Annotated in this window: 7 protein-coding genes and 1 tRNA gene; 3 read left to right on the top strand and 5 right to left on the bottom strand. The window is 67.0% G+C overall.

What is annotated here, in order from left to right; translation table 11 throughout:
• Window positions 1-120: 120 nt before the first annotated feature.
• A complete protein-coding gene (locus tag VGR06_RS08920; RefSeq protein WP_327558505.1) occupies window positions 121-1,050 on the bottom strand; it encodes an IS630 family transposase in 930 nt (309 codons plus the stop codon).
• 99 nt (window positions 1,051-1,149) lie between these two features.
• Here VGR06_RS08920 and VGR06_RS08915 point away from each other — a divergent pair, with 99 nt between their 5' ends.
• Window positions 1,150-1,473: a hypothetical protein gene (locus tag VGR06_RS08915; protein WP_327558504.1), complete on the top strand. Its 324-nt coding sequence runs from the start codon at window positions 1,150-1,152 to the stop codon at window positions 1,471-1,473.
• A gap of 79 nt (window positions 1,474-1,552) precedes the next feature.
• Here VGR06_RS08915 and VGR06_RS08910 read toward each other — a convergent pair whose 3' ends face one another.
• Window positions 1,553-2,227, bottom strand: a complete 675-nt coding sequence (locus tag VGR06_RS08910) for a TetR/AcrR family transcriptional regulator C-terminal domain-containing protein (RefSeq protein WP_327558503.1) — start codon at window positions 2,225-2,227, stop codon at window positions 1,553-1,555.
• 395 nt (window positions 2,228-2,622) lie between these two features.
• On the opposite strand from VGR06_RS08910, the gene VGR06_RS08905 reads away from it, so the two are divergent.
• Entirely contained in the window at window positions 2,623-3,636 is a 1,014-nt protein-coding gene (locus VGR06_RS08905; RefSeq protein WP_327558502.1) for an NAD(P)-dependent alcohol dehydrogenase, read from the top strand.
• A 250-nt stretch (window positions 3,637-3,886) separates the two neighbouring features.
• On the opposite strand, the gene VGR06_RS08900 is transcribed toward VGR06_RS08905, so the two are convergent.
• The gene (locus tag VGR06_RS08900) at window positions 3,887-4,405 is read right to left on the bottom strand and encodes a DoxX family membrane protein (protein ID WP_327558501.1); all 519 of its coding nucleotides are present in this window, start codon (window positions 4,403-4,405) and stop codon (window positions 3,887-3,889) included.
• 184 nt (window positions 4,406-4,589) lie between these two features.
• Here VGR06_RS08900 and VGR06_RS08895 point away from each other — a divergent pair.
• Window positions 4,590-4,662, top strand: a tRNA-Glu gene (locus VGR06_RS08895).
• Between the two features lie 264 nt (window positions 4,663-4,926).
• On the opposite strand, the gene VGR06_RS08890 is transcribed toward VGR06_RS08895, so the two are convergent.
• Together VGR06_RS08890 and VGR06_RS08885 are read right to left on the bottom strand one after the other, a co-directional pair.
• Complete coding sequence (locus tag VGR06_RS08890; protein WP_327558500.1) at window positions 4,927-5,388, bottom strand: hypothetical protein; 462 nt, start codon at window positions 5,386-5,388, stop codon at window positions 4,927-4,929.
• Complete coding sequence (locus VGR06_RS08885) at window positions 5,385-5,738, bottom strand: DUF952 domain-containing protein (protein WP_327558499.1); 354 nt, start codon at window positions 5,736-5,738, stop codon at window positions 5,385-5,387. Before VGR06_RS08885 ends, VGR06_RS08890 begins: the two co-directional genes overlap by 4 nt.
• Between the last annotated feature and the right edge of the window lie 262 nt (window positions 5,739-6,000).

Raw genomic sequence — 6,000 nt, 5'->3', positions numbered from 1 at the left:
CGGGCTTCGCACCCCGCAGTTACCCGCGACGCACGCCGAAGCGGGGACGGTCCTTGCGCACTGGACCGAGAACTACACCATCGACATCAGCCGATCCTCCTTCGACGAGTTCCACTGCTCTCATGCGACTTCGTGTCGCACCACTTGGTTCAACCAGGACGCGTGCACCGGTGTGTGCACCATGACCGCGTTGGGAAACCGCGCGGCCAGACGATCAATCGCTTTCTTGCCGCGGTGGGAGGACCCGTTGTCCACAATCCAGAACACCCGCTTGGCCGATGCATACGGCTCGGTACTCATGACGTCTTCGACCAGTGCCATGAACGGCACAATGCCGGTCGAGGGCGCGCAGCGGCCGAACACCTGGGCTTGGTGCACGTCGTAGGCGGCCAGATAGGCCAGCGCCCCACCCCGCTCATACTCGTGGTTGACCCGCATCATCCGGGCTTTGCACGGTGGCTGGGATGGCAGCGGGCACCGAGACTGGATCGAGGTCTTCTCATCACTGGAGATCACGTACTCATCTGGCCCCAGTTTCTTGCCGTTCCAGCGCCGTTCATACAGGTCAAGAACCCGCTCAGCCTTCACCCCGAAGTCGGGGTCGCGGGGAAACAACCACGACCGGTACTGCCACGGCTTGATTGCCTCACGAGCCAGCCACCGACGCACCGTCGACGCCGAGATCGCCTCGGCGACGCCCAGTGTGACGGCTTCGCGGGCCAACTCCGGACACGACCACCGCGACAACGGCGCTCCCGCGCGGGCGGGCAGTTGGCAGGCCAGCGACTTGACCTGCGCCACCTGCACCGGGCCGAACCGGGACGGCCGCCCAGACCGGGGACGATCCACCAGCCCGGCCAAGCCCTCGGCGGCGAACCGGCCACGCCAGGTGCGCACCGTATCCACCGTGACGCGCAACTCCGCAGCGATCCGCGTGTTAGGCCACTGACGCGCAGCAAGCAACACGATCTGCGCACGGATCTTGTCTCGATACGGAGTCTTCTGGCCTCTCGCCCGTCGGATCAACAGCCGGCGCACGGCACCGGTCACCGTCACAGGACACGCAGCAACTGCGGGCATCGCCACCGCACATTTCATGATCGACTGACAGGGCAGCGCCCACCTTGTCGGTCGGGCACGATAGTGCCCATGGCCGCCCCGCCCGAGTCCACCAAGCTCTCCCTGCGGCAACGCTTGACCGTGCATGCCCGGGCCCATTGGCCGCAGGTCAAAGCCCTGGAAGTTCGCTACCGCGGACAGTTCGCCTACGTCGAGGCCCAACTCGCCGATGGAACCACCCAGCCGTTGATCCGGCTGCGCTACGGCGGATCAGCCCAGCACTGGGGCTTCGGGCTCTACCTGGCCAGCAGCGACCGCTACGAAAACCAGATCCTGCCCACCGGATTCCCCACCGGCAGCCCCGAAGAAGCCCTCGACGGCGCCTGCCGCCTCTACCTCGACAACCCGGCCTGACCACCAAACCAACCCCGAAGAACTTCCGAAACCGACCTCGAAGCCCGAGGTTCGAGGCCGGCTGGGAGCCGGTGCCCGGTCAGCTGCTCTGGAGCCGGTCGAGGCCGTCGAGGATGAAGTCGAGCGCGAACTCGAACTCGATGTCGTCATCGCAGCGCCCGAGGGCGCCTCCGTGGGTGACCGCGAGGGCCATCTCCGCGACGTAGGGAAGGGCGGCGCCGAGCTCGCTGGCGAGGCTGGCGGCCGTCTCCGGCTCGAGGTCTCCGGAGTCGTCGAAAAGATCCTGTGTGAACCCGAGTACGCGGCTGCCGAGGATGTGCAGGGCGTGATGCGCCTGTGCGATGGTGAAGCCACCTTCGCGGAGGACGCCGATCACGGTGTTGACGTATCGCATCATGGCGGGCCCGGGCGTGGTTCGCGACTCGATGGGGCGGGGTGCCCACGGGTGAGTGAGGACGACGCTGCGTGCGGCGAGCACCATCTGACGCAGCGACGTCTTCCAGTCAGCACCGTTGGCACTCGTCGGGATCTTGCCGATCACGGCATCGACCATGCCGTCGAGCAGGTCGTCCTTGTTGCGTACATGGGTGTAGAGGGACATCGCCTCGACACCCAGTTCCTGCGCGAGCCTGCGCATGCTGATCGACTCGATGCCGTCCCGACCCGCGAGCTCGATGCCAGCTGCCACCACCCGCTCCCTGGTCAGCTGAGTGCGGCGTTCCGCGCCTGTCTTGCCCAGTCCGGCGATCTTCATGAGCTAATCCTCCCTCCGATGCCGACTCTTGTCGTCCGAGGAAACCTCCCTTGACACCCTTACGGTGTACGGGCTAGCCTTACGGTGTACGCAGCACCCTTACGGCGTAAGGCCCAGTCGAGCTTATCAGGTCGCCGGACAAGGAACGGGTCTCCCAAGCCGACGACCAGCTACACGTCCACAGCAACGGCTACCTCGTCTGGCGACGCCATTCAGGGGCACGTGTCAACGAGCGCGCCGGACGACCGGTCGCGACCCTGGGACTCGAGTGCCCTGACGAGAAGACGGGTACAGCAACGCCGCTTGCCAGGCTCGACCGCCGCACCACGTCGACGGTGTCCCAGACACGGACCTCACCTCGTGGCGGGTTTACGAATAGCAGGAGGAACAAGAGCATGACGACCGATCCCCCCACGATGCAGGCCATCATCCAGGACGGCTACGGAGCGCCGGAGCGTGTGCTTCGGCTCGATCAGACGGCCCGACCGTCGATCGGTGCGGACGACGTCCTCATCCGAGTCCGGGCCACGAGCGTCAACACCCCGGACTGGGCCACTGTCGCGGGGGTGCCCTACGCCCTTCGCCTGCGGTCCGGGCTGCGGCGACCGTCGCACCAGGTCCGGGGCAGCGACGTCGCCGGCGTCGTGGAGGCGGTAGGCCCGCGAGTCACCGACCTCCAGCCCGGCGACGAGGTGCTCGGGTCCCTGTGGGGCAGCACCACCGGCTCGCAGGCTGGAGCGTTCGCGCAATACACCGTCGCGCCGGCATCCCAGCTCGTGAAGAAGCCTGTCGGACTCGGCTTCGAGGAGGCTGCCGCGTCGGTTATGACGGGGCTGACCGCGTTGATCGCGATGCGCGACGTGGGCCAGGTGCGCCCCGGCACGCGGGTCCTCATCAACGGAGCCTCGGGCGGCGTCGGGACGATGGCGGTCCAGATCGCCAAGTCGCTCGGCGCCGAGGTGACGGGGGTGTGCAGCACCCGCAATGTCGAGCTGGTCCGATCGCTCGGCGCGGACCACGTGATCGACTACGCGAAGCAGGACTTCACCCAGAGCCAGCAACGTTACGACGTCATCTTGGACAATGTGCTGAACCACTCGCCGAAGGCCGCCGCACGGCTGCTGGCGCCCAATGGGGTACTCATCCCGAACAGCATCGGGAACACCGGAGGGCTGCTGGCCGGCCTGCCGAGGGTGGCGCGGGCAACGCTGATGGGCAGGGGTGCTACCAACGTCAAGTTCGTCACGCTCGCCGTGAACCGCGAGAACCTGAACGCGCTCGTCCGTCTTCTCGAAACCGACAAGGTCAGGGTGGTCATCGAGCAGACCTACCCGTTCGACAAGACTGCCAGTGCCGTCGCACACGTGCTGGAACATCACGCCAGCGGCAAGGTCGCCATTGTCGTATAGGCGAAGCGACTGCCCCGCCGCTCACCAACCAACCGCACGTACCGAGAGCCAACGGCCACACATCGGACTCCACACCTTGTCTGACCACAACCCCGTCTGACAGCCCGAAACCCCGAAGAACTTCCGAAACCGACCACTAAGTTCTGCGCGGAAGGCGTGGGAGCACAACGTGACGTTGCTTCCCCACCGGGACCTGCCAACCACCCCTCCGGCCAGGACGAATCGTTCAACGAACTGCCGACTCGGGACACTAGAACGGCCACCGCCCGCCGAACCGCGGCGCCAGCGTCCGGTCCCGCCCGAACACTCGCCCCGACGGCACAATCGCCAGCAGCAGCAACGGAACCAGCTCGTTCGGGTACTCCCACAGATAGAGCCCCTTCGGCAGCATCATGATCCACACCGGCGCGATCAGCAGCAGCGGGATGGTCGCCCCGAGCCGGCTCGCGACCCCCAGCACGAGCAACACCCCCGCGAGCAACTCCGCAACCGTCAGAAACCACGCGAAGAATCCCCAGTTACCCAATACAAAATCGTTGTAGATCCCCCGCAACGGCTGCCACGTGTCCCGCGAAGCCCGTTCCAGCAAGCCCCGCGCGGTAGGCTGGTTGATCAGGTTGAACTCAACAAAACCCCAGTCCACCCGGCTGTCAGAATTAAGAAAGACCTTCGCCAACCCATTACTCAACCACACCACGCCGGAGAAAATCCGCAGCGCCGCGAACGCACCCCCCAACCCCCGCACCGAGACTCCCGCCACCACCGTCACCACCTCGCTCCACGGGACAGATCACGGCTCATCGTGCTCCCCACCACCCCGGCCACCACGCCCGCCCCCTCCACCCCTGCTGACCTGCACGTCCGAGCACACCCCGGCCCGATTCCCGGGCCGGACGGAGCGTGGTCTACGATGAGTCCCCGGCACCTCGGAGCGCTTCGCGGTGTCCACGTCCGGCCCCGTCGTCTAGCGGCCTAGGACGCCGCCCTCTCAAGGCGGTAGCGCGGGTTCAAATCCCGTCGGGGCTACAGATGCTGACCAGCCCGTTCCCGTGAGGGGCGGGCTGGTCATCGTTATTGGGGCATGAACTCATGTCATCACGGACGTGACCGTGAGTTCGCGTGGCGGTGGGGGTTCGGTGTGTTGGCCCCTGGCGTCGCCATGTTGGCCGGATGAGCGTCGGGGTTGTCCTCGGCGGTGTCCGGCGGCATCGTCACCAGCCAACACACCCACGCCAGACGCCAACACGGCGACGTGAGGCGCCAACATGGATACGAAGTGCGGCTGCCGTGCTAGTCGCCGACGTCCCGCTCGAGGCGCACGTATCCCGCGGAATGGACGGCCATCCCCAGGATTGCGCTGGCCAGCACGGCTACTCCGGCGATCCACGATATGTGCCAGAATCCGGCCACGATCCCGGCGAAGGCGCTGGATTGGGCGACCGCCTTGGTGATGGACACGAGGATCGATTTCGTGGCCCGTCGGCGGAAGGCTTCCTGGCGGTTGACCATCACCAGGGCGGCGAGCAGCGGAATGGCCACGGCGAACGTGATGACACAGATCCTGGCGGGCAGGTCGAGCGATGGCGCGGTGAGGAACTGCTGGACCATGACGATGCCCACGCCGATCAGGCCGCCGTAGGCGAGGTTGCTCTGCCGCAGCCATTCCTCTTCCTGCCCGGCGACACGCCGCAGCCACCACTCCTTCTCCTGCTCGGCGGCGCGTTGCCACCGCTCTTTGTCCTCTTCGGTCATGACGGGCCCGCCTCACCGGCCAGCGCCGCGGGCAGGTGGAAACCGTCCTCGGCCGCAGCGAAGTCGTGGACCGCGACGACCGCGGCCGCTGGGATGGGACCGTAGACGTGCGGGAACCGGACGCCATCGGGGCTGGCGGGCACGCCGGGCTCCCAGCACACGGGGACGTCGAGCCGGGCCGGGTCGATCTCGAGTAGGACCAGGTCGGTGCGGCCGGCGAAGAGGCGGTCGGCCGGCAGATGCACGGTGCCGAAGTCCGAGCAGTGCACGAAACCCTCGGTCTGCAGGGATGCCGCCCGGTAGGACTCACCCGGCCGGTAGTCCCCGCGGGGGACGATGTGCAGGATCATGGCCCGACGCTAGCGGCTCACGAGCCGGGTAGCCGGGCGATCACTCGCGGCGGCCTCTTGTCCGCGTGCGTCGTGCGCAGCCCGACGCGATGCAGCCGGCCGACCGTGCTTCGACCTCGCGCGTCCACGCCGCCGGTGGAGATGTGCTTGCCGCGGACACGCGCGCTGCCGTCGGGTGAATGTGGCGCGGCCTGCTCGCTCAGCGGGTCGCTGGGAGCGGGCTGCCTGAGCCAGGTGCGGAATCCATTGCCACGATCGCGCC

Source organism: Actinophytocola sp. (assembly GCF_036002505.1).
Taxonomy (GTDB): Bacteria; Actinomycetota; Actinomycetes; order Mycobacteriales; family Pseudonocardiaceae; genus DASYTH01.
The sequence above is the reverse complement of the archived record's forward strand: the minus strand, read 5'-3'. Positions and strand labels throughout refer to the sequence as shown.

Bases quoted from the DNA above. Each gene is read 5' to 3' on its own strand.
- VGR06_RS08915 (WP_327558504.1), top strand. From the start codon at position 1,150: ATGGCCGCCCCGCCCGAGTCCACCAAGCTCTCCCTGCGGCAACGCTTG.
- VGR06_RS08910 (WP_327558503.1), bottom strand. From the start codon at position 2,227: ATGAAGATCGCCGGACTGGGCAAGACAGGCGCGGAACGCCGCACTCAG.
- VGR06_RS08905 (WP_327558502.1), top strand. From the start codon at position 2,623: ATGACGACCGATCCCCCCACGATGCAGGCCATCATCCAGGACGGCTAC.
- VGR06_RS08890 (WP_327558500.1), bottom strand. From the start codon at position 5,388: ATGACCGAAGAGGACAAAGAGCGGTGGCAACGCGCCGCCGAGCAGGAG.
- VGR06_RS08885 (WP_327558499.1), bottom strand. From the start codon at position 5,738: ATGATCCTGCACATCGTCCCCCGCGGGGACTACCGGCCGGGTGAGTCC.